Genomic DNA, 21,221 nt, shown 5'->3' with positions numbered 1-21,221 from the left:
CGCCGCCCGACGAGACCTGTTCGGCAACAAACTGCACTGCGGGAGCAAGCGGTGAACGGAACGTCCGAAGGACCCGCCTCCACGGTCACGGCGCCCGACCGAACCCGTACCGACGTGACGGAGCGTCGCCGAACCGACGCGTCGGACCACCGCGACGCGTCGGACCACCGCGACGCGTCGGACCACCGCGACGCGTCCGACTACCGCGGCGCCTTCGCGGCCGCGCCCCTGGCTCTCGCGGTCGTCGACGCCGAGGGCCTCGTCATCAGCGCCAACGACGCACTGGCCGCCCTCTTCGGGACGGCCCCCGGCGCGCTCACGGGGTGCGTCGCCGCCGACCTGATCGATCTCGCCTCCGACGCCCGCACCTGGCACGCGTACCGCGAGGTGCTGCGCGGCCGGCAGGCCAAGCTGCGCTGCACGCGGCGCCTGAAGCACCCCGACGGGCACTCCCTGTGGGTGCAGATCACGGTCTCGCCGATGCCGGAGCCCGTCGACCGGGGCGCGGGCGGGGCGGTCCTGCTCGCCGCCTCCGACATCAGCGCGCGCCGCGAGCTGCAGGCCCGGCTGCGCCACGTACAGATGCACGACCCGGTGACGCGGCTGCCCAACCGCAACCTGTTCTTCGAGCGCCTCGCGACGGCGCTCGAGGCGGGGACGTACGACGACACGAGCACCGGCCGCATCGGGCTCTGCTACCTCGACCTCGACGGGTTCAAGGCGGTCAACGACACCCTCGGCCACCGGGTCGGCGACCGGCTGCTCGCCGCCGTCGCGGAGCGGCTCACGCGCTGCGCCGACCGGGCCGGGTACGGCAGGGCGTCGGCGCCGCTGGTCGCGCGGCTCGGCGGCGACGAGTTCGCGCTGCTCGTCGAGGACTCGACCGGCACGGACCAGCTGGCCGAGCTCGCCGATACGACGCTGAAGGCGTTGCAGGAACCGTTCGACCTGTCCGGGCAGCGGCTCTCCGTCTCCGCGTCCATCGGCGTCGTGGAGCGGCGCGCCGCGGGCACCACGACGACGGGCCTCATGCAGGCCGCCGACACGACGCTGTACTGGGCGAAGACGGACGGCAAGGCCCGCTGGACGCTGTTCGACCCCGAGCGCAACGCCCACCGCATGACCCGGCAGGCGCTGTCCAGCTCACTGCGTCCCGCGGTCGAGCGCGGCGAGTTCGTCCTGGAGTACCAGCCGTTGGTGGGGCTCGACGACGAGGGCCTGCACGGCGTCGAGGCGCTCGTCCGGTGGCGGCACCCGCAGTTCGGTCTCCTGACGCCGAATCGGTTCATCGGACTGGCCGAGGAGGACGGTTCGATCGTGCAGCTGGGCCGGTGGGTGCTGCGGAGCTCCTGCCTCCAGGCCCGCCGCTGGCAGTTGGAGCACCCGGAGCGGGAGCCCGTGTTCGTCAGCGTCAACGTGGCGGTGCGCCAGGTCTGGGACTCGGACCTGGTCGCGGACGTCGCGGAGATCCTCGCCGAGACCGGCCTCCCGGCCCGCCTCCTCCAGCTGGAGCTCACCGAGTCGGCCGTGATGGGCTCGGCGGGCCGCCCGCTCCAGGCGCTGCAGGCGCTCAGCGACATGGGCGTGCGGATCGCCATCGACGACTTCGGCACGGGCTACTCGAACCTGGCCTACCTCAGCCGCCTCCCCGTCTCCGTCCTCAAGCTGGACGGCTCCTTCGTACGGGGATTCCAGTACGAGGAGGGCGAGGAACACACCAACCCCGCCGACGAGGTCATCGTCGAGGCGATGATCCAGCTCGCCCACCGGCTCGGCCTGACGGTGACGGCCGAATGCGTCGAGACGGCCGCCCAGGCCACCCGCCTGCGCCGCATCGGCTGCGACACGGGCCAGGGCTGGCTCTACTCCCGCCCGGTCGCGGCGGATCGTATCTCCCTACTGCTGGAGGGGGCCGCCTGAGGACTGCTGGAGGGGGCCGCCTGAGGCGCGCCGCTACGCCTCCGGCAGTCCGTAGGCGCTCGCGATCAGGTCGTAACTGCGCAGGCGGGCCTCGCCGCTGTGCGCGTTGGCCGTGAGCATGAGTTCGTCGGCGCCCGTGCGCTTGGCCAGGTCGTCCAGGCCCGTGCGGACCTGGTCGGGGGTGCCGTGGACGACGTTGGAGTTCCAGGACGTGATGAAGTCCCGCTCCATCTCCGTGAAGTGGTGCGCCTCCGCCTCCTCGGGGGTGGGGACCAGGCCGGGGCGGCCGGTGCGCAGGCGGACCATGTTCAGGGCTGCGGCCATGACCTGGCGGCGGGCCTCCTTCTCGTCGTCGGTCGCGAGGGCCGAGACGCCGATGACGGCGTACGGGGCGTCGAGGAGCGCGGAGGGCCTGAACGACTCGCGGTAGAGGTCGAGCGCCGGGATCGTGTTCTGCGCGGAGAAGTGGTGCGCGAAGGCGAACGGCAGGCCGAGGGTGCCGGCGAGGCGGGCGCTGAAGCCGGAGGAGCCGAGCAGCCAGACCGGCGGGCGGTGCGGGGACTGGACGCCGCCGGGCGAGGTCGCCTGGACGGGGCCGGGGACGGCGTGGATGCGGCTATAGGGGTGGCCGTCGGGGAAGTCGTCGTCCAGGAAGCGGGTGAGCTCGGCGAGCTGCTGGGGGAACTCGTCCGCGCCCTCGTTCAGGCCGGCGGTGCGGCGCAGGGCGGCGGCGGTGGCGCCGTCCGTGCCGGGCGCGCGGCCGAGGCCCAGGTCGACGCGGCCGGGGGCCATCGCCTCCAGGGTGCCGAACTGTTCGGCGATGACGAGTGGTGCGTGGTTGGGCAGCATGACGCCGCCCGAGCCGAGCCGGATGCGGTCGGTGTGGGCGGCCAGGTGGGCGAGGATCACGGCCGGGGACGAGGAGGCGACGCCCGGCATGGAGTGGTGCTCGGCGACCCAGTAGCGGTGGTACCCGCGGGCCTCGGCCAGCTTGGCGATGTCGACGCTGGTGCGCAGCGCGTCGGTGGCGGTGCGCCCCGCGCCGACGGTGACGAGGTCGAGCACGGACAGGGGCACGGGGGCGGTGCCGTGCCGCTCGCCGCGGATGCCGTCCTCGGTCGGGTCCACTGTCACTTGGGGTCCTCCTGCACTGCGTACGTTTCGGCTGCTCGCGTAGCGCGCGTAGCTACGGAGAACCAGAACAGGAGGGTCACTCCGTTTTATTCCCCCCGGGACCTCGTCGCACCTTCGCATGGACACGTGGGCGCGTCGCCGCCCCCGCACGGCTACCGTGCTGGCCATGGCTGATCCCCTGAAGACCCTCGTCGACGGAGTCGAGGTCGAGGTGCCCAACACCCTCCCCGACATCCGCGCCGCCCTGCCCGCGCACCGGCGCACGGAGTTCGACCGGGCCATCAACGCGGCGGGCGTCGACGAGATCCACGCGGTGATGCGGCACTGGATGCTGGAGGCCGTACCCGATCCCGAAGCCGAGGCCCGCCTCGCCCGGCTCGCCTCCGACGAGGCCGAACGGCGGTCCACGTCGTGAGCCCCCGCCACCGCAAGTCGCACCGCGTCACCTACGCGCCGCCCGCCGACGACACCCTCGCCAAGATGGGCGACGCCGACGCGTTCCGCGCCGCCCTGTCCCGCACCATCGGCCGGGATCCGTACGGCCACGGCTCCACACCCGTACGGGACGACCCCGACCGCAGGGAAGCCACGGTCAACGGCGCCATCGTCCTCTACTACGTCTCCGGATCGGTCCAGACGTTAACGGTGGTGAGACTGATCCTCAGCCCGTGACTCCTCAGCCGGTGACTCCTCAGCCCGTGACCGGCGCCTGGACCAGCGGCTCCTTCGTGAACAGGGCGCCGAGCGCCGGCGCGTTCACCCTGCGCTCGGCCAGCCGCAGTGCCTCCCAGACGGTGACCTGGTTCGCCGTCAGGACCGGCTTGCCGACCTCCGCCTCCAGGTCGCGGACGAACGCCGCCGTGTGCAGCGCCGTGTCCGGCAGGAGCAGCGCCTCGGCGTCCGGGTGGTCGCCCGCGCGGGCCAGCGCGAACACCTCGTCGCGGCCCCACGTGCCCACCTCCGCCGCCGTGATGATGCCGCTCCCCCTGGCCGCCACGACCTCCACGCCGCCGTCCTTCAGGAAGGCGGAGAAGTGCCCGGCCACGTCCTCCGGATACGTCGCCGCGACCGCGACTCGGGTGGCCCCCACCTCGCGCGCGGCATGGGCGAAGGCGAACGACGTCGACGAGGCGGGCAGCCCGGCCGCCATGGCCAGCCTGCGGACCTGGTCGTGCGCGCCCTCCCAGCCGAAGACGAAGCTGCCGCTGGTGCAGGCCCACACGACCGCCTCCGCGCCGGAGAGCCGCAGCTCCTCGACGCCCGCGGCGAGCCGGTCGGCCGAGCCCATCTCGAGCAGCGCGTCGACGCGGTGCGCGTCCTCGCCGATGTCCGTGTGGACGACCTGCAGCCGGATGTCGCTGCCGAGCATCTGCTCCATGCGGGGATAGTCGTCCTCTGCCGAGTGCCCCGGGTAGAGAAATCCGAGTGCCGTCACGTCCAGCCTCCTCCTTCTGCGGGTGGTACTTCGGGCAGGCCCTGGGGCGGAGCCGGCGGGTTCAGCGGACTCGCGCCCGGCCTCGCCGTCGGATCGATCAGTGCCTGATAGGGCCCTACCGCACGGGTACCCAGCCGACGCAGTGCGGACCACATCGTCACCTGGTTCGCGGAGATCACCGGCATCCGCAGTTCCGCTTCCAGTTGCGGAATGACGTCGTACGTCGGGAGGTTCGTGCAGCTGATGAAGAGGCAGTCCACGCCCCCGTCGCTGCCGAGTACCGCGCGGCGCGCCATGTCGGCCACGTCCCGGTAGGGCACCTTCCAGATGTGCCGGGTGAGGCCGAGGTAGGCGCGGCCCGTGACGGACACCCCCGCCTCGGACAGGTACTCCTCCAGGGACTGCGTGACCGACCACGTGTAGGGCGTGACGAGCGCGATGCGCCGCGCGCCCAGTTCGTCGAGGGCTTCCAGGAGCGCGCCGGACGTGGTCACCGAGGCGACCGCGCCCTCGCGGGTCATGGCCTCGCACATCGCGCGTTCACCCGGCGTGCCGCCGACGAAACTGCCCGACGTACAGGCGTACGCGAGGACTTCGGGCTCGGCGGCGGTCAGCGCGCGGACCGCCTCGGCGAGGGTCTCGTGCTCGCTGACCAGGCGGGCGAGGTCGAGGCTGACCTCCACGGGCACGTACGGCGTCCGGGTCAGATGGAGGGAGACCTCGTCCGGGATCCAGCGCCACAGTTCGCGGTCGAGGACGAAGTCGAAAGGGGCGACGACACCTACACCGCGCTGAGGGTGTGGTCCGCCGAGGAAAGAGACGTCCATGAGCAGTCCCCAAGGTCGTGCGTGTGTTCAGGGACCGGCCGGGGGCCGGGGACGAGCGATGCCGGCGACGCGCCGGGACGTCGGGACGGGGATGGCCGCGCGGGCGTACCACACAGCGTGTGCGATCGGCTGCACGGAGAGTACTGGTTCTTGGACAGCCGGTACAGCAGTGCCTCTGTTGACGAAGGTAGGTTCGGGTGCGAGCGTGGTCAATCCGCACATCTCAGACGGTTGAGCCGACTTGTCGACGCGGCGCGACCGTACCTCTGAACAGGGAAGCGGAATCTCATTGCGAAACGGTGTCCCGTCGGTTTCCGAAACGACCGTCCTCGTCCTTGACGCCGAGCCACCGACCCCGCCGCCGCGCCTCGGCAGCCTGGCCGGGCAGGCCCGGATCCTGCACGCCGACGAGGCCACGCTGGCCGGGCAACTGCCCTTGGCGGACGCCCTGTTGGTGTGGGACTTCACCTCGGACGCGGTGCGCCGCGCCTGGCCGGGTGAGGGTCCGCGGCCCCGCTGGGTGCACACCGCGAGCGCGGGCGTCGACCATCTGATGTGCCCCGAACTCGCGGCGTCCGACACCGTGGTGACGAACGCACGAGGCGTCTTCGACCAGCCCATCGCCGAGTACGTGGCCGCCCTGGTCCTCGCCATGGCCAAGGATCTGCCGCGCACCCTGGAGCTCCAGCGCGAACGCTCCTGGCACCACCGCGAGACCCAGCGGATCGCGGGCACGCGCGCGTGCGTCATCGGTTCGGGGCCCATCGGGCGGGCCATCGTGCGCACGCTGAAGGGGCTCGGCATCCTCACGGCCCTGGTGGGCCGCACGGCACGCCCCGGGGTGCACGGCACGGACGAGCTCGACCGGCTGATGGCCAGGGCCGACTGGGTGGTGTGCGCGGCGCCGCTCACGGACGACACGCGCGGCATGTTCGACGCGCGGCGCTTTGGGTTCATGCAGCCGTCGGCGCGGTTCATCAACATCGGGCGCGGGCCCCTCGTCGTCGAGGACGACCTGGTCGAGGCGCTGTCCAAGCGGTGGATCGCGGGTGCGGCCCTCGACGTGTTCGAGAACGAGCCGCTGCCCGCGGACAGCCCCCTGTGGACGACGCCCGGCCTGCTCGTCTCCCCGCACATGAGCGGCGACACGGTCGGCTGGCGGGACGCGCTCGGCGCGCAGTTCGTCGAGCTGTTCCAGGCGTGGGCGGCGGACCGGCCGCTGACGAACGTCGTGGACAAGGAACGTGGGTATGTCCCAGGTCATTGATCACCTCCCGTTCCCTCACCCTCCGTCTGCTGAGGAGCCTGCATGACCGAGCTCGCGGATCTCACGGCCGTACAACTCGTCGATGGCTATCGCAAGGGCGAATTCAGTCCGGTCGACGCGACCCGGGCGGCCCTGCGCCGGGCCGAGGAGAGCGGGCCGCAGGTGAACGCCTTCGTGCGGATCACGGCGGACTCGGCGTTGGCGCAGGCCGAGGCCAGTGCGGAGCGGTGGCGGCGGGGCGCGCCGCAGGGTCTCGTGGACGGGGTCCCGGTGTCGGTGAAGGATCTGCTCCTCCAGCGCGGCGAGCCGGCGCTGCGCGGCTCGCTGACGGTGCGGCCGGAGGGCAAGTGGAACGAGGACGCGCCCTCGGTGGCCCGGCTGCGCGAGCACGGCGCGGTGTTCATCGGCCGGACGACGACGCCGGAGTTCGGGTGGAAGGGCGTGACGGACGGTCCGCAGAGCGGCATCACCCGCAACCCGCACGATCCGTCCCGTACGTCGGGCGGCTCCAGCGGGGGCAGCGCGGCCGCCGTGGCGCTCGGCGCGGCCCCGCTGTCGCTCGGCACGGACGGCGGCGGCTCGGTGCGGATTCCCGCCGCGTTCTGCGGGATCTTCGGACTGAAGCCGACGTACGGCCGGGTGCCGCTGTATCCCGCGAGCCCGTTCGGGACGCTCGCGCACGTCGGGCCGATGACCCGGGACGCGGCGGACGCGGCGCTGATGATGGAGGTGATCTCGGGCCCCGACGACCGCGACTGGTCCCAGCTGGGGCCCGTGGCGGGGAGTTTCAGGGCGGGCCTTGACGGGGGCGTGCACGGTCTTCGCGTCGCCTACTCCCCCTCCCTCGGCGGGCAGGTCGCCGTGCGTCCCGCCGTCGCGGCGGCGGTGCGCCGGGCGGTGGAGGCGCTCGCGGCGCAGGGCGCGTACGTCGAGGAGGCCGACCCCGACTTCTCCGACCCGGTGGAGGCCTTCCACACCCTGTGGTTCAGCGGGGCGGCGCGCGTCGTGCAGCATCTGGCGCCCGCGCAGCGGGAGTTGCTGGACCCGGGGCTGCGGGAGGTCTGCGGGCAGGGCGCGCGGTACAGCGCGCTGGACTACCTCGCGGCCGTCGACGTCCGCATGGCCCTCGGGCGCCGCATGGGCCGCTTCCACTCGACGTACGACCTGCTGGTCACGCCGACGCTGCCGATCACGGCGTTCGAGGCGGGCGTCGAGGTGCCGAAGGGGTCGGGGCACCGGCGCTGGACCGGGTGGACCCCGTTCACGTACCCCTTCAACCTCACGCAGCAGCCCGCGGCGACGGTGCCCTGCGGGGTGGACGACGACGGTCTGCCCATCGGGGTGCAGCTCGTCGGCGCGCGCCACGCGGACGCGGTGGTGCTCCGTGCGGCGCACGCCTTGTACGAGGCCGGGGCGGGCGGCGTCGCGCCGCCTGCCTCGGCCTAGGTGCCGGGGGCTCCGCCCCCGGACCACCAGTCCTCAATCGCCGGACGGCTCTATTCCTGCCTGCGGAAGTTCAGCGTCTCGCCCTGTGCGCCCGCGCGCCACAGGTCGTTGCAGGCCTCGGCCATCCGGTCGAGGCCTTCGACGATCTGGCCCCAGACGATGCCGGGCACCCAGCCGACGTCACCGTTGAGGAGCAGGTTGTTCCGTTCGTAGAAGAGGGCGAGGTCGACGACGGTGGTGCCCGCCTTCACGTCGGCCTCCGCTTCGTAGCCGTACGCCTGGGTGCCCAGTTCCGTACCGGAGAAGGAGAAATAACAGAGATCTCCCGGGATGGGCGTGACGGTCGGATTCTCCAGGGGCGGCTCGCGGTCCGCGAATGCCGGAAAGAGGGCGTAGATCTCATTGCGCGCATACTTCGCGTGGTAGACGTCCGAGCCGAGCGGCAGTGCCTCCCACACCGCCGCGCAGGTCACCGGAGCCCGGTCGTCGAGCAGTTTCGCCGTGCACTGAACCCCTCGCTCGGCGAGGGAGACTTCGATGAATCGCTCTGCCATGTGTCCCATGCTCCTCCCTGGGTCAAGGGCACAACGATTGCATCAGGGGCCGGAATTCGTCGGCATAACTCGCTTGGAGTCGGGTAGCCGCGCGCCCATGGCTCCACCACTTGGGAACAACGAGGGATTCACAGGCAGAGCAGTGCGCCGCCGCGCGCTGCTCACCGGAGCGGGCGGGGCGGCTCTGGGAGTTCTCGGGGCGTCGGCGTGCAGCCGCGTACCCGACGAGGGGAAGGTTGAGGGGGGCGATCTGCTGGACCGCCTGCGCGACAGCGGCACGGTCAGGATCGGTGTCGCGGGCGAGGTCCCGTTCGGATACATCGACGAGAACGGCGAGGTCACGGGCGAGGCGCCGGCCATCGCCAAGGTCATCTTCCCCCGCCTCGGCGTACCCAAGGTCAAGGCGGTGCCCACGAAGTTCGGCGCGCTGATACCCGGCCTCACGCAGGCCCGGCAGTTCGATGTCGTCTCGGCGGGCATGTACATCAACCCGACACGGTGCGAACAGGTCCTCTTCTCCGACCCCGACTACCTCATGCTCGACTCCTTCATCGTGAAGAAGGGCAACCCCCACGGCATCAAGGGGTACGAGGACATCGCCAAGAAGGGCTTGAAGCTGGCGAGCGGCACGGCCTACGCCGAGATCGACTACGCCAAGGCGGCGGGCGTGAAGTCCGTGCTCGTCCTGCCCGACCAGGTCGCGGGCATGGACGCCGTGGCCCAGGGGCGGGTCGACGCGTTCGCCGGGACGAACGTCACCGTGCGCACGGTGATCAGGAACAACGCGCGGGTGGAGGCGACGAAGCCCTTCCAGCCCGTCGTCGACGGCAAGCCCGCCTACGGAGCGGGCGGCTTCGCCTTCAGGCTCTCCGAGAAGAACCTGCGGGACGCCTTCAACAAGGAGCTGCACAAGCTCAAGGAGAGCGGCGAACTGCTGCGGATCGTCAAGCCGTTCGGCTTCACCGAGGCCGAGATGACGGAGCTGACCGTCGCGAAGCTGTGTCCCCCGGCGAAGGGCGTCTCGTCATGATGTCGTCGGAGTTCTTCGGGAACTGGTTCCTGCCCGGCATCTGGATCACCGTCCAGGTCACGTTCCTCAGCGCGGCGCTCGCCTTCGTGATCGCGTTCCCGATCGGTGTGCTGCGCACGTCGCGGCTCTGGATCGTCCGCTTCCTCGCCGGGGCCTACTTCGAGATCTTCCGCAGCACGTCGTCGCTGGTCTTCATGTTCTGGATCGCGTTCACCGTGCCGCCGCTGTTCAACATCAGCTTCCAGCCGATGTTCGCGGGCGTCGTCGCGCTCGGCATCACGTACGGCGCGTACGCGTCGGAGATCGTGCGCGGCGCGCTCGCCGCGGTGCCGCCCGCGCAGCGCGAGGCGGGCATCGCCCTGAACTTCACCCCGATGCAGCGGCTGCGCCGCATCGAACTGCCGCAGGCCTGGCCGGAGATGATCCCGCCGTTCAACAACCTGCTCATCGAGCTGCTGAAGGGCACCTCGCTGGTGTCCCTCATCGCGGTGGCCGACATGACGTTCGCCGGTGACCTGCTGCGGCTGGTCAAGAACGAGAGCGCGCCGATCTACACGCTGCTGCTCGCCCTGTACTTCGTCTTCGCGTTCGTCCTCACGCGCGGCATGCGGCTCCTGGAGCGGCACGCCAAGAAACGGGTGGGGCAGACGCCGGAGAAGACGAGCCTGTTCGGCGGGTTGCGCTCCAAGTCGTCGATCGACGTCGTCTCGGGCACGGGGGGTGCCAAGTGAACTGGAACTGGGATCACGTCGACGAGTTCATGCCGCTCTTCTGGGACGGTGTGGAGCTCACGCTCAAGGCGCTGTTCTTCGGCACCCTGATCGCCTTCTCCCTCGGTCTGGTCTGGGCGGTCGCGCAGCGCTCGGAGAAGAAGTGGATCCGCTGGCCGGTCACGGTGGTCACGGAGTTCATCCGGAACACCCCGCTCCTGGTGCAGCTGTTCTTCCTGTTCTACGTGGTGCCGGAGTGGGGGCCCTCGATGTCCCCACTCACCACGGGCATCGTCGGGCTCGGGCTGCACTACTCGACGTACACCTCGGAGGTCTACCGGGCGGGCATCGAGGGTGTGCCGGCCGGTCAGTGGGAGGCGGCGACCGCGCTCAGCCTCTCCAAGCGGCGCACCTGGACGTCCGTGATCCTGCCGCAGGCGGTGCGCAGGGTGATCCCCGCACTCGGCAACTACGTGATCGTCATGCTGAAGGAGTCGCCGCAGATGGCCGCCATCGGCGCGCTCGACATGCTGGGCCAGGCCCAGAACTACAGCCAGACGACCTTCACCTTCGAGGCGATCAGCGTGGTCGGTGTCGCCTTCATCGTCATCGCCTATCCGGCCTCTCTTCTTCTGCGAGTTTTGGAGCGTCGCCTTGTCCGCTGACAGCAGCACTTCCCAGGAAATCCCGAACCCGGCCGTCGACGGCAGCGAGCTGATCCGCTTCGACAAGGTCGTCAAGCGGTACGGCTCGAACGTCGTCCTCGACGAGCTGGACTTCTCCGTCGCCTCCGGCAAGCACGTGACGCTGATCGGGCCCTCCGGCTCCGGCAAGACCACGATCCTGCGGCTCCTGATGACGCTGGTGAAGCCGGAGCAGGGCACGATCAAGGTGGGCGGCAACTACCTCACCCACGAGGAGAAGAACGGCAAGCTCGTCCCCGCGGGCGAGAAGCACGTCCGCGAGGTCCGCAAGAACATCGGCATGGTGTTCCAGCAGTTCAACCTCTTCCCGAACATGAAGGTGCTGCGCAACATCACCGAGGCACCCGTCTCCGTCCTCGGGCTCTCCAAGGACGAGGCCGAGGTGCGGGCCCGCGAACTGCTCGACCTGGTCGGGCTCGGGGACCGCTGCGACGCGTACCCGACGCAGCTCTCCGGCGGCCAGCAGCAGCGCGTCGCCATCGCGCGGGCCCTGGCGATGCGCCCGCAGGTGCTGCTGCTCGACGAGGTGACGTCCGCGCTCGACCCGGAGCTGGTGGCGGGCGTCCTGGACGTGCTCCGCGACATCGCGCACACCACGGACATCACGATGCTGTGCGTGACGCACGAGATGAACTTCGCCCGGGACATCTCGGACCAGGTCCTCATGTTCGACTCGGGCCGCGTCATCGAGTCCGGCACCCCGGAGAAGATCTTCACGGAGCCGGAGCACGAGCGCACCCGTGAATTCCTGAGCGCGGTGCTGTAACGGCTGGGAAGGACACACGGCCCGGGTCATGACCTGGGCATATGCCGGAGTGGCGCGTTCCTGCTGACAGGTACGGAACGCGCCACTTATGTCCCCAACCGACTCTCCGAATACGCCACTTGACAGCTATCGTGGAACCGAGCCCGACTGTCCGGAACCGTTCCACGCAGGGGGAAGCCGTGGCGTTGCAGCACGAGGCGATCACGCCGCACCGCTCCGTCCAGAGCGCCCTGCGGGTCCTGGAGACCGTCGCCCGGCACGACACGGGAGTGACCGCCGCCCGCATCGCCCGCGACACCGGACTGCCCCTCGACCGGCTGACACCCCTGCTGCGCATGCTGACCAGCGAGGGATACGTCGAACAGCTCACGGACGACGGCACCCCGGGGGCGTACGTCACGGGCGAGACCCTCAGCCGGCTCGGCTCGACCCGCGACCACGCGGAGGCGCTGCGCGAGAAGCTCCAGCGCACCCTGGACGGGCTGCGCGACTCCATCGGCGCCGCCGTCTACATCAGCCGGTACGTGGACGGCGAGGTCCGCGTCACCGACTTCGCGGCGGGCCCCCGCACCCCCGCGGTCAACGAATGGGTCGACTTCCGCTCCTCCGCGCACGCCAGCGCGGTCGGCAAGAGCCTGCTCACCCAGCTCGACGTGAACGGCCGCAGGGACCACCTCTCCCGCCACAAGATGGCCCGCCTCACCTCCCGGACGATCACGAACGAGCGGGTCCTGCTCAACCGTCTCGCGTCGCAGCCCGCCACGGTCCCGGTCCTCGACCTCCAGGAGTACGCGGTCGGCACGGTCTGCGCGGCCGTCCCCATCACGGCGGGCTCCACCGTCGGCTGCCTCGCCCTGTCCCTGCCGATCGAGCACGCCCACCGGCTGCGGGAGGCGGCGGACACGCTCAACCGCGGGGCGGCGCCGGTGCTGCTCTCGCTCGCGATCTGACGCCCAGGGGGCCGGTACGCCGAAAGGGCGTCCCCGGAGACCGGGAACGCCCTTTCGGCATTCGCAAGTGCGCCGCCAGGGACTCGAACCCCGGACCCGCTGATTAAGAGTCAGCTGCTCTAACCAACTGAGCTAGCGGCGCCTGCTGACTCATTAATAGTACCTGGTCCCAGGGGGTGCTCCCGACCAGGTGCGGGAAACCGCACCCCGATCCGACGGCATCCCCCATACCGCCGGTGACCTGCGATTTCTAGCGTTGCTGCCATGGACCTCATGACTCTCGCCCTCCCCCAGGAGCCGGCCGGCGGCATCGCGGGCTGGGCCGCCGACCTCGTGGACACCATGGGCGCTCCCGGCGCGGGACTCGCCATCGCCCTGGAGAACCTGTTCCCGCCGCTGCCCAGCGAGGTGATCCTGCCGCTGACCGGCTTCGCCGCGGGACAGGGAGTGATCAGCCTCGCCTCCGCGCTGTTCTGGACCACGCTCGGTTCGGTGGTCGGAGCCGCCGTCCTGTACTGGATCGGCGTGCTCTTCGGACGCGAGCGCATGCACGCCCTGTGGGCCAAGCTGCCGCTGGTAAAGACCTCGGACCTGGAACGCACCGAGGCGTGGTTCGCCAAGCACGGCACCAAGGCCGTCCTGCTGGGCCGGATGGTGCCGATCTTCCGCAGCCTGATCTCCGTGCCGGCCGGTGTGGAACGCATGCGGCTGCCGGTCTTCCTCGCCCTGACCACGCTGGGCAGCCTGGTCTGGAACTCGGTGCTCGTCCTCGCGGGCTACTGGCTCGGCGACCGGTGGGACGCGGTCGAGACGTACGTGGGGCTGGTGTCCAAGGCCGTCCTGGTCCTGGCCGTCGGGGCCGTCGCCGTGTACGTGGCGGTGCGCGTGCGCTCGCGGAAGCGGCCGCGGTCCGCCACCGAGGCCCGCCACCGGCGCACCTCCTAGGGCTCGGCTAGTGTCGGCCGATGTGAAGGAACCCGTAGCCGCGCCGTTGCTCATGCGGGTCGCAGGGGTGCTCGTGGGGTGCCTGACCGCGCTGCTCGGGCTGCTGTACTTCGTCGTCGCCGGGGCCCTCCTCGGCGCCTTCCTGCTCTGGCCGCGCACCCGCGTCCGCGCCCATGCCCTGCTGGCGGCGGGCGCCCGCAGGCTCACCGCGCTGGAGCGCGGGCGCCGGTCCCTCTTCTTCCACGACGTGTTTCCCGAACACCGCGCCGACGACCGGCAGGTCCTGCGCTACCTCGCCGCCCGCACGTACTCCGGACTGCTCTGCGCCGTCGTGGTCGGCCTCGTCGACTTCGGTGCCGTCCTCGCGGGCATCTTCGCGGTCGGACTCACCCGGTCCTCGATGACCTGGGTGGACGTGCTCAGCCAGGTCGTGCTCGGCGGCACCCTGCTCTTCCTCGCCGTGCAGGGGCTGCGCGCGCTGACCGAGCAGGACGCCCGGCTGGCCCGCGAGTGCTTCGGCCCCTCCGAACGGGAACTCCTCCAGCGCCGCATCGACGAACTGGCGACCAGCCGTGCCGCGGTCGTGCACGCGGTCGACGTGGAGCGGCGCCGGGTCGAGCGCGATCTGCACGACGGCGTCCAGCAGCGGCTCGTCGCCCTCGCCATGCTGCTCGGCCGGGCCCGTCGCGGCCGCACCCCGGAGCGGGCCGACGCCCTGCTCGAACAGGCCCACAAGGAAGCGCAGGAGGTCCTCACCGAGCTGCGCGAGGTGGCCTGGCGGGTCTACCCCACCGCACTCGACAGCCTGGGGCTGCGCGAGGCGCTCGGCGGGGTGTCGGAGCGGTGCGCGGTCCCGGTGCGCATGGAGTACGACGTACCGGACCCGCTGCCGTCCGCCGTCGAGACGGCCGCCTACTTCGTCGTGTCGGAGGCGGTGACCAACGCCGCCAAGCACGCGTCGGCCGACGAGATCTCCGTACGCGTACGGCAGCGGGGCACGACGCTCTCCGTCCTCGTCCGCGACACCGGCGTCGGCGGCGCGGACCCGGCCGGCAGCGGGCTCACCGGCCTGGGCAGCCGGGTCGCCGCGCTCGACGGCACCCTGCGTGTCGACAGCCCCCTCGGGGGCCCCACCACGATCACCGCGGAGCTGCCGTGCGCGTAATCCTCGCCGAGGACTCGACCCTGCTGCGGGAGGGCCTGGTCCGGCTGCTCGCCGAGGAGGGCCACGAGGTCCTCGCCGCCGTGGGCGACGCCGACGCGCTGCTGCGCGAGGTCGAGGCGCACGCTCCCGACGTTGTCGTCACCGACATCCGGATGCCGCCCGACCACACCGACGAGGGCCTGCGCGCGGCGGTGCGCATCCGTGAACTCCGCCCGGAGATCGGCGTGGTCGTCCTCTCCCAGTACGTGGAGCGCAACTACGCGGCCCAGCTGCTGACGTCGAGCGCCGAACGGGTCGGCTACCTCCTCAAGGACCGGGTCGCCCAGGTCGAGGAGTTCCTGGACGCGCTGGAGCGGGTGCACGCCGGGGGCGCCGCCATCGACCCGGAAGTCGTACGGCAGTTGCTCATCCGCACCACCCACGTCGACCCGCTGACCCGCCTCACCCCGAGGGAGCGCACGGTCCTCGAGGCGCTGGCCGAGGGTCACACCAACGCGGCCATCGGCGAGAAGCTGCACATCTCCCTGAGCGCGGTCGAGAAGAACCTCAACGCGATCTTCGACAAGCTGGGCCTGCACCGGACGACGGGGTACAGCCGCCGGGTGCTCGCGGTGCTGCGGTATCTGGAGTCCTGAGCGGGAATGCCCGCCCGGGGGTCACGACAGGACGAACCCGTCCATGACCAGCGCCGCCGCGAGCCCCGCGGCCAGCAGCCACGTGCCGAGCCGGGTGCGGCCGCGGCGGCTCAGTCCGATCACTCCGCCGCACAGGATGAGCAGCAGGCCGTAGACGCCGACGACGAGGACGGACGAGCGGCTGGCCAGGCGCAGGGCGAGGACCACCGCGGCGGCGGCCATGAGCAGCGAGGCCGCGGCGATGCGGGCGCGCCGGGCGCGGGCGGCGGGGGTGGGGCCCTCCTGGGGCGTGTTCTCGTCGTGGAGGTGGTCCTGCGGCTCGGTCTGTTCTGGCGCGCTCATGGACGTGGATCGTAATCGGTCAGGAGAGCGGTCACGTCAGGAGGGCGTCGCGGCCCTGGGCCCTGTAGAGGCCCAGCAGGGTCTCCACGTCCGCGGGTGCCAGGGGTGCGTACACGGCCGCGCCGGGCGGGCGCCACCAGACGGGGTCGGCGCAGCGGAAGCCCTCGCGGCGCAGCTCACCGCGTGCGACCTTGTTCGTCGCCGTCACCGGCATGTGCGGGACCACCCGCACGAAGCGGGGCGTCATCTTGGTTCCCAAGTCGGGCTGGGCGACGAGGAATTCGGCGAAGGCGAGGGGGTCGAAGGGGGTGTCGGCGGGTGGGGCGAGTGCCGCCATCACCTGGTCGCCCGCGACCGGGTCCGGCACCGCGTACACCGCGACGGCCGCCGCTCCCTCGTACCGCGCGAGGATGTTCTCGATCATCGCCGCCGCCAGGTTCTCGCTGTCCACCCGCAGCCGGTCGTCCGTGCGTCCCGCGAAGTAGAGGTAGCCGCCGTCGTCGCGGTAGAAGAGGTCTCCTGTCCAGTACCAGCCGTCCCGTTGGCGTTCCGCCTGGGCCGCGTCGTTGCGCCAGTACCCCTCGAAGGGGTTCGGGCCGCGGTTCACCAGTTCCCCGATGGCCGTCTCGCCGTTCAGGAGGCGGCCGGACTCGCTGAAGCGGGCCGTCTCGCACTCCCTGCGCGTGTCCGGGTCCACGACCGCGAGGTCGTCGCCGGGGGCCGCCCTGCCGATCGCGCCCCGGGGTGTGCCCGGGGTGCGCTGGATGGCCGCGCCGCCCTCGGAGGAGCCGTACCCCTCGACGAGCCGCACCCCGAACCGCTTCTCGAAGCGTGCCGCGTCCACCGCTCCCGCCTCGGTGCCGAAGCCGACCCGCAGGGGGTTCTCGCGGTCGTCGGGCCGCTCGGGGGTGGCGAGGAGGTACTGGACCGCGCGGCCCACGTAGGTGAAGTACGTGGCTCCGAACTCCCTGACGTCGGTGAGGAACCGGGACGCGGAGAAGCGGGACCGCAGTGCCACGCCCGCGCCCGCGGCCAGCGCGGGGGCCCAGTCGGCGATCACCGCGTTGCCGTGGAACATGGGCATGCAGATGTAGTGGGTGTCCTCGGCGCGCACGCCGAAGTGGGCGACCAGGGACCGGCCGGCCGCGGCGAGCCTGCCCTGGCTGCAGATCGCCGCTTTGGGGGCGCCGGTCGAGCCGGACGTGAAGTAGAGCAGCATGCGGCTGTCGGGGCGCACGGTGGGGGCGATCTCGGGGGTGGCGTCGGCGTAGGGGGCGAGGAGGTGGGTGTAGGCGTCGGTGTCCGTCACCAGGAGGCGTACGCCGGGGAGTTCGAGGCCGTCGAGCAGGTGCAGGTGGGCGCGTTCCGTCACGAGGACCGCGCAGTCGGTGTGGAGGATGTCGCGGGCCAGTTCCGGGCCGCGCCGGGTGGGGTTGATGCCCGCGACGGCCGCGCCCGCGACGGCGGCCGCGCTCAGCCAGAGCGGATATTCCGGGGTGTTGTCGAGCAGGACACCGATGTGCGGTGCGGCGTGCCGCGGCAGCAGGTCGGCGAGGAGCGCGGCTCTGGCCGCCGCGCCCGCCGCCATCTGGTGGTGGGTCAGTTCACCGCCCGCGTGACGCAGGCCGGTGCGGTGGTCGCCCCACCGCGCCTGTACGAGTTCCGCGACCGTTGCTCCGGTGGACTCCATGGGCGCGCACCATAATTGACGCCCCGTCAGAAGTGGAGCGTCACGGCATGTTGCTGAACATGTCGTCCTCGAAGAAAGAGTGCACGGTCGTCATGAAGAAGACACAGAACGCCAGCATCAGGCCGAGGAAGCAGAGCATCGCCACCGTGCCCGCCGCCATCGCGAAGGGACGCGGCTCGTGGGCGGTCGCGGCTTCGGGGCGCTCGGCCGTGTAGTGCACGGTGACGATGTCGCCCTCGAGGGTCGTCGCCGGGCCGTCCTCCTCCTCGAAGCGGACGGAGCGGCCTTCGCGGGTGAGGAATTCGTAGACGTGGTGCAGCGTCGTGGAGATGGTGTCGCTGTCGCCGTGGCCGCTGGTCGTCGTGTACGTGCGCAGGCAGCGCGCCTCCGCCGTCAGCCCGCTGTTCCAGGCCCGGCTCACCTGGGTGGAGCGCCTGACCACCTGCGCCGCCATGAGCAGTACTCCCGCGGCGATGATTCCGGGTACGACGTAGAACATGAACTCCATGAGGATCCCCCGAGGTCGGTTCCGGCCGCCGCGCGCGATGCGTGCGTGCGGCTCTGCGCACGCCGTGAGGTCGGCACGGCGTGCGCAGAACCTACCCGTGGGGTGAGGGGAAGTTCCTCAAGCATTGCTCAGAATGTCGAAAGCGCTGCTCAGGGTCAGAATTGGACGTCCGAGCAGGCGTAGAACGCGTTCGCCGTGTCCGCGACCGTCCAGACGGCGACGATCACATGGTGCCCGCTGCGGCCGCCGGGGATCGTGCCGCTGTGCGAGAGGGTCGCGGGCGGCTGCTGGCTGTTGTACGGGACGTTGAGGAACGGTGTGGTCTCCAGGGCGGACCTGGTCACCGCCTTGCTGTCGTCCCAGCCCTGCTTGGTGATGTAGTACTTGAAGTCCGTGGTGCGGTGGCGCGCGGTGAACTGCCAGCGGAACGTGTAGTTCTGGCCGCCGCTCACCTTCGTCGTCGGCCAGGCCCCGCCGTTCGGCGCCTTGGGCGAGTTGAGCTGGTCGAAGCCGGCGACGCCCGCCGAACAGATCTTGCCGTCGGCGGGGCCCGCCGCGGGGAAGCCCTTGAGGCCCTCGACGCTCTGTGGCTCCCACTGGATGGAGCCGCAGTTGGTCACCACGCCTTTCGCGCAGTTGATCTGCCGGCTGGCCGGCAGGTCCGTGTAGCCGTGGCTGCTCGCGCCACCGGCGGAGAGCGCGAACGCGCCGACCGTGCCGAGGCCGACCATGGCCGCGTACATCTTCTTGTTTCGCATGTGCCGCTCCTGCCGAACGAGGGGGGTTCCGTGAGACGTGCGCGCACTGCGGTCTAGACCAAGCCCGAGGTTATTGCCGTTAGTTGAACATGTCCATACCAATCGTGGAGAGGATCCGTCCGCATCGCCGTCGCGAGGTCTCCACGAGTTCACCGTTGGGCCCGTCGTTCGTGGCGAGCCACGCCGCGGCCTCCTCCGGCGTCCGCCCGCCCGCCAACTGCCGCGCCAGCAGGCGCTGTTGACGTACCTCTCCAGGTGAATCCAGGTACCAGCACTCCCCCATCAGCGCCCGCGCCTCCCGCCAGCCGGGCAGATCGCAGGCGAGGTAGTTCCCCTCGGTGACCACGAGACGGGCGCCCGGAGGGACGAGGTGCCGGGCCGCGATCGGTTCGTTCAGCGTGCGGTCGTAATCCGGTACGTAGATGTCGTGACCCGGATCGTCGAGCACGCGGCGCAGCAGCGCGACGTACCCCGCCACGTCGAAACTCGGCTCCGAGCCCTTGCGGGCGGTGAGGCCGAGCCGCGCCAGCTGGCCGTTGGAGAGGTGGAACCCGTCCAGCGGCAGATACGCGGCGCCCTCGCCGATCCGGTCGACCAGGGCCCGCGCGAGCGTCGACTTGCCGGTGCCCGGCGGGCCGGCGATGCCGAGGACGGCGCGCGGGACGCCGTCCGTCAGCCGCCGGGCGTCGGCGGCGAGGTCCGCGAGCCCGCTCGCCCCGCCCGCGCCCTCCGCACCCTCGGTGCTCTCCACGTCATCGGTGTTCTCCATGGCCCGTATAGAACGCCACCGTCAGGTCCTTCACCAAAGCCTTGCGCTCGTAGTCGTCAAGCTCCACGAGCCCCCGGTTGGTCAGCCGCGTCACCGTGTCCTCGACCGAGTCGACCACCGACGTCAGGACGGTGTCGCGGTGCCGCGCGTCGAGGGCGGCGACCCGGCGGCGCTGCATCACGGCCGCGACCTCGGGGGCGTACTCGATACGGCTCGGCTGCGCCGAGAAGATCTCGACGCCCACCGCCTCCGCGTCCGCGGCGAGCGCCCGGGTCAGCGCGGCACCGACGGCGTCAGCGTCGCGCAGGGTCGGGCCGTCCTCGTGGAAGGCGTCGGCGGGCAGCCGTGACAGGACGCGTGCCGTGGTCGCCTCCACGCACTCCCGCAGGTACTCCTGATGGTCCTCGACCGCGAGCGTCGCCCGCGCCGGATCCTTGACCCGCCACACCACGAGGAGCACGACGCGCAGGGCGACGCCGCCGCGGTCCACGGCCGGCATCGGCTCGCTCCGCCAGTGCCGCAGCCGTACGTCGACACGGCGGCGCAGCAGCAGCGGGTTGACCCACATGAGGCCGGTGCGGCGGACCGTGCCCCGGTAGCGGCCGAAGAGGGTGAGCACCCAGGCCCGCCCGACCCGCCCGCGCGCCAGACCGCCGAACCCGAAGAGGCCGAGCGTCCCCGCCCCGGCGAGCGACGCCCACTGCGCGGCACCGAGCCCGGCCCCCTCGTACCAGGGCAGTCCCGTCACCCGCAGCGCGGGCTCCGGCAGCACGCCCGCCCACCACAGCGAGAGCGCGCACCCGGCGACGCCCGCGCACCCGCCGAGCACCCCGGCGAGACCCGGCAGGACCCGCGCCCGCCGCGCCACGAGGGCCGGGTCGACGTCGGGCACGGGCCGGGCGACCGGCGCGGTCACGTACGGCGTGCTCCGCCGCGTCACCCGCGGCTGCTCCCCGGACCCCTGCCTGCGCCGCACCACGGCGGGCGCGAGCGGAACGCCCGTCGCGTCGGCCGCGTCGTCCGGGTCGTCCCGGAAGAGGAGGTGCACGGGGATCTCGGTGGTCGCCTCGCTCTGGATCACCCGCGGCGGGCGCGCGCCGGACTCGGGCGCCCCGTCGGACTGCGGGGACTGGGGCTGTGAAGCTGCCGTCGCACTCATCCGTGCCTCCGACTCGTTCGGACCTCGATCTCGTACGTGCGCACACCACTCCCCCACCGCCCCCACCCCACCCACCACCGGACCCGGACCACCCACCACCGGACCCGGACCACCCACCGCCGGACCCAGATCACCCGCCGACAGACTCGCCCCACCCACCACCGGACCCAGACCATCCACCGGCAGACCCGAATCACCCACCGGCAGACTCGCCCCACCCACCACCGGACCCAGATCACCCACCGGCAGACCCGCCCCGCCCACCACCGACCCCGGACCACCCACCGGCAGACCCACCCCACCCACCACCGGACCCGGACCACCCACCACCGGACCCAGATCACCCGCCGACAGACTCGCCCCACCCACCACCGGACCCAGACCATCCACCGGCAGACCCGAATCACCCACCGGCAGACCCAGACCACCCACCACCGGACCCGGATCGCCCGCCGAAGCCATCGGCCCCGCCCCATGGCATGACCGCGCCGCCCGCCGGAACGGCCG

General features: G+C 71.6%; 23 protein-coding genes and 1 tRNA gene. 13 read left to right on the top strand and 11 right to left on the bottom strand.

The annotated features are described in order from the left end of the window. Positions 1 to 51 precede the first annotated feature (51 nt). A complete protein-coding gene (locus AC07DO_RS01260; protein WP_479056202.1) occupies positions 52 to 1,920 on the top strand; it encodes a putative bifunctional diguanylate cyclase/phosphodiesterase in 1,869 nt (622 codons plus the stop codon). 33 nt (positions 1,921 to 1,953) lie between these two features. Here AC07DO_RS01260 and AC07DO_RS01255 read toward each other — a convergent pair whose 3' ends face one another. Beyond that, positions 1,954 to 3,048: an LLM class flavin-dependent oxidoreductase gene (locus tag AC07DO_RS01255; RefSeq protein ID WP_479057485.1), complete on the bottom strand. Its 1,095-nt coding sequence runs from the start codon at positions 3,046 to 3,048 to the stop codon at positions 1,954 to 1,956. Positions 3,049 to 3,220: 172 nt separating this feature from the next. On the opposite strand from AC07DO_RS01255, the gene AC07DO_RS01250 reads away from it, so the two are divergent. Beyond that, positions 3,221 to 3,469 (top strand): hypothetical protein, encoded by a 249-nt coding sequence (locus tag AC07DO_RS01250; protein ID WP_479056201.1) that lies wholly within the window; start codon positions 3,221 to 3,223, stop codon positions 3,467 to 3,469. Between the two features lie 65 nt (positions 3,470 to 3,534). Continuing rightward, on the top strand, positions 3,535 to 3,726 hold the full coding sequence (locus tag AC07DO_RS01245; RefSeq protein ID WP_479057484.1) for a hypothetical protein: 192 nt from the start codon (positions 3,535 to 3,537) through the stop codon (positions 3,724 to 3,726). Positions 3,727 to 3,745: 19 nt separating this feature from the next. Here AC07DO_RS01245 and AC07DO_RS01240 read toward each other — a convergent pair whose 3' ends face one another. Together AC07DO_RS01240 and AC07DO_RS01235 are read right to left on the bottom strand one after the other, a co-directional pair. Continuing rightward, the gene (locus AC07DO_RS01240) at positions 3,746 to 4,489 is read right to left on the bottom strand and encodes a maleate cis-trans isomerase family protein (protein WP_479056199.1); all 744 of its coding nucleotides are present in this window, start codon (positions 4,487 to 4,489) and stop codon (positions 3,746 to 3,748) included. Then, the gene (locus AC07DO_RS01235; protein WP_479056198.1) at positions 4,486 to 5,316 is read right to left on the bottom strand and encodes a maleate cis-trans isomerase family protein; all 831 of its coding nucleotides are present in this window, start codon (positions 5,314 to 5,316) and stop codon (positions 4,486 to 4,488) included. The genes AC07DO_RS01240 and AC07DO_RS01235 overlap by 4 nt, the downstream gene beginning before the upstream one ends. A gap of 289 nt (positions 5,317 to 5,605) precedes the next feature. On the opposite strand from AC07DO_RS01235, the gene AC07DO_RS01230 reads away from it, so the two are divergent. Both AC07DO_RS01230 and AC07DO_RS01225 read left to right on the top strand, forming a co-directional pair. Next, on the top strand, positions 5,606 to 6,583 hold the full coding sequence (locus AC07DO_RS01230) for a D-2-hydroxyacid dehydrogenase (RefSeq protein ID WP_479056196.1): 978 nt from the start codon (positions 5,606 to 5,608) through the stop codon (positions 6,581 to 6,583). Between the two features lie 42 nt (positions 6,584 to 6,625). Continuing rightward, a complete protein-coding gene (locus AC07DO_RS01225) occupies positions 6,626 to 8,029 on the top strand; it encodes an amidase (protein ID WP_479056195.1) in 1,404 nt (467 codons plus the stop codon). A gap of 50 nt (positions 8,030 to 8,079) precedes the next feature. On the opposite strand, the gene AC07DO_RS01220 is transcribed toward AC07DO_RS01225, so the two are convergent. Beyond that, positions 8,080 to 8,583, bottom strand: a complete 504-nt coding sequence (locus AC07DO_RS01220; protein WP_479056194.1) for a DUF3830 family protein — start codon at positions 8,581 to 8,583, stop codon at positions 8,080 to 8,082. Positions 8,584 to 8,680: 97 nt separating this feature from the next. Between AC07DO_RS01220 and ehuB the strand changes: the two genes are divergently transcribed. From ehuB to AC07DO_RS01195, 5 genes are all read left to right on the top strand, one after another. Then, a complete protein-coding gene (ehuB, locus tag AC07DO_RS01215) occupies positions 8,681 to 9,613 on the top strand; it encodes an ectoine/hydroxyectoine ABC transporter substrate-binding protein EhuB (protein ID WP_479056193.1) in 933 nt (310 codons plus the stop codon). After that, entirely contained in the window at positions 9,613 to 10,344 is a 732-nt protein-coding gene (ehuC, locus tag AC07DO_RS01210) for an ectoine/hydroxyectoine ABC transporter permease subunit EhuC (protein ID WP_479057483.1), read from the top strand. Before ehuB ends, ehuC begins: the two co-directional genes overlap by 1 nt. Further along, on the top strand, positions 10,341 to 10,988 hold the full coding sequence (gene ehuD, locus AC07DO_RS01205) for an ectoine/hydroxyectoine ABC transporter permease subunit EhuD (protein ID WP_150184254.1): 648 nt from the start codon (positions 10,341 to 10,343) through the stop codon (positions 10,986 to 10,988). Before ehuC ends, ehuD begins: the two co-directional genes overlap by 4 nt. Beyond that, on the top strand, positions 10,978 to 11,793 hold the full coding sequence (gene ehuA, locus AC07DO_RS01200) for an ectoine/hydroxyectoine ABC transporter ATP-binding protein EhuA (RefSeq protein WP_479056192.1): 816 nt from the start codon (positions 10,978 to 10,980) through the stop codon (positions 11,791 to 11,793). The genes ehuD and ehuA overlap by 11 nt, the downstream gene beginning before the upstream one ends. 179 nt (positions 11,794 to 11,972) lie before the next feature. Next, positions 11,973 to 12,743, top strand: coding sequence for an IclR family transcriptional regulator (locus tag AC07DO_RS01195; RefSeq protein ID WP_479056191.1), 771 nt, complete (start codon positions 11,973 to 11,975; stop codon positions 12,741 to 12,743). 68 nt (positions 12,744 to 12,811) lie between these two features. On the opposite strand, the gene AC07DO_RS01190 is transcribed toward AC07DO_RS01195, so the two are convergent. After that, positions 12,812 to 12,885 (bottom strand) — tRNA-Lys (locus AC07DO_RS01190). 122 nt (positions 12,886 to 13,007) lie between these two features. Between AC07DO_RS01190 and AC07DO_RS01185 the strand changes: the two genes are divergently transcribed. The 3 genes from AC07DO_RS01185 to AC07DO_RS01175 are packed head-to-tail and all read left to right on the top strand — an operon-like array spanning position 13,008 to position 15,488. Further along, positions 13,008 to 13,688: a DedA family protein gene (locus tag AC07DO_RS01185; RefSeq protein WP_479056190.1), complete on the top strand. Its 681-nt coding sequence runs from the start codon at positions 13,008 to 13,010 to the stop codon at positions 13,686 to 13,688. 52 nt (positions 13,689 to 13,740) lie between these two features. Then, positions 13,741 to 14,853: a sensor histidine kinase gene (locus AC07DO_RS01180; protein WP_479057482.1), complete on the top strand. Its 1,113-nt coding sequence runs from the start codon at positions 13,741 to 13,743 to the stop codon at positions 14,851 to 14,853. Continuing rightward, positions 14,844 to 15,488: a response regulator transcription factor gene (locus AC07DO_RS01175; protein ID WP_055554422.1), complete on the top strand. Its 645-nt coding sequence runs from the start codon at positions 14,844 to 14,846 to the stop codon at positions 15,486 to 15,488. Before AC07DO_RS01180 ends, AC07DO_RS01175 begins: the two co-directional genes overlap by 10 nt. A 21-nt stretch (positions 15,489 to 15,509) precedes the next feature. Here AC07DO_RS01175 and AC07DO_RS01170 read toward each other — a convergent pair whose 3' ends face one another. The 6 genes from AC07DO_RS01170 to AC07DO_RS01145 form a co-directional block, all read right to left on the bottom strand. After that, complete coding sequence (locus AC07DO_RS01170; RefSeq protein WP_479056189.1) at positions 15,510 to 15,830, bottom strand: hypothetical protein; 321 nt, start codon at positions 15,828 to 15,830, stop codon at positions 15,510 to 15,512. Positions 15,831 to 15,861: 31 nt separating this feature from the next. Next, positions 15,862 to 17,520: an AMP-binding protein gene (locus AC07DO_RS01165; RefSeq protein ID WP_479056188.1), complete on the bottom strand. Its 1,659-nt coding sequence runs from the start codon at positions 17,518 to 17,520 to the stop codon at positions 15,862 to 15,864. A gap of 40 nt (positions 17,521 to 17,560) precedes the next feature. Further along, entirely contained in the window at positions 17,561 to 18,028 is a 468-nt protein-coding gene (locus AC07DO_RS01160; RefSeq protein ID WP_479056187.1) for a DUF3592 domain-containing protein, read from the bottom strand. Positions 18,029 to 18,183: 155 nt separating this feature from the next. Then, the gene (locus tag AC07DO_RS01155) at positions 18,184 to 18,786 is read right to left on the bottom strand and encodes a lytic polysaccharide monooxygenase auxiliary activity family 9 protein (RefSeq protein ID WP_479056186.1); all 603 of its coding nucleotides are present in this window, start codon (positions 18,784 to 18,786) and stop codon (positions 18,184 to 18,186) included. Positions 18,787 to 18,865: 79 nt separating this feature from the next. Further along, positions 18,866 to 19,555, bottom strand: coding sequence for a nucleoside/nucleotide kinase family protein (locus tag AC07DO_RS01150; RefSeq protein ID WP_479056185.1), 690 nt, complete (start codon positions 19,553 to 19,555; stop codon positions 18,866 to 18,868). Continuing rightward, positions 19,539 to 20,714 (bottom strand): SPFH domain-containing protein, encoded by a 1,176-nt coding sequence (locus AC07DO_RS01145; RefSeq protein WP_479056184.1) that lies wholly within the window; start codon positions 20,712 to 20,714, stop codon positions 19,539 to 19,541. The genes AC07DO_RS01150 and AC07DO_RS01145 overlap by 17 nt, the downstream gene beginning before the upstream one ends. Positions 20,715 to 21,221: the final 507 nt, after the last annotated feature.

It is taken from the genome of Streptomyces sp. NPDC045678, assembly GCF_056432085.1.
The sequence above is the reverse complement of the archived record's forward strand: the minus strand, read 5'-3'. Positions and strand labels throughout refer to the sequence as shown.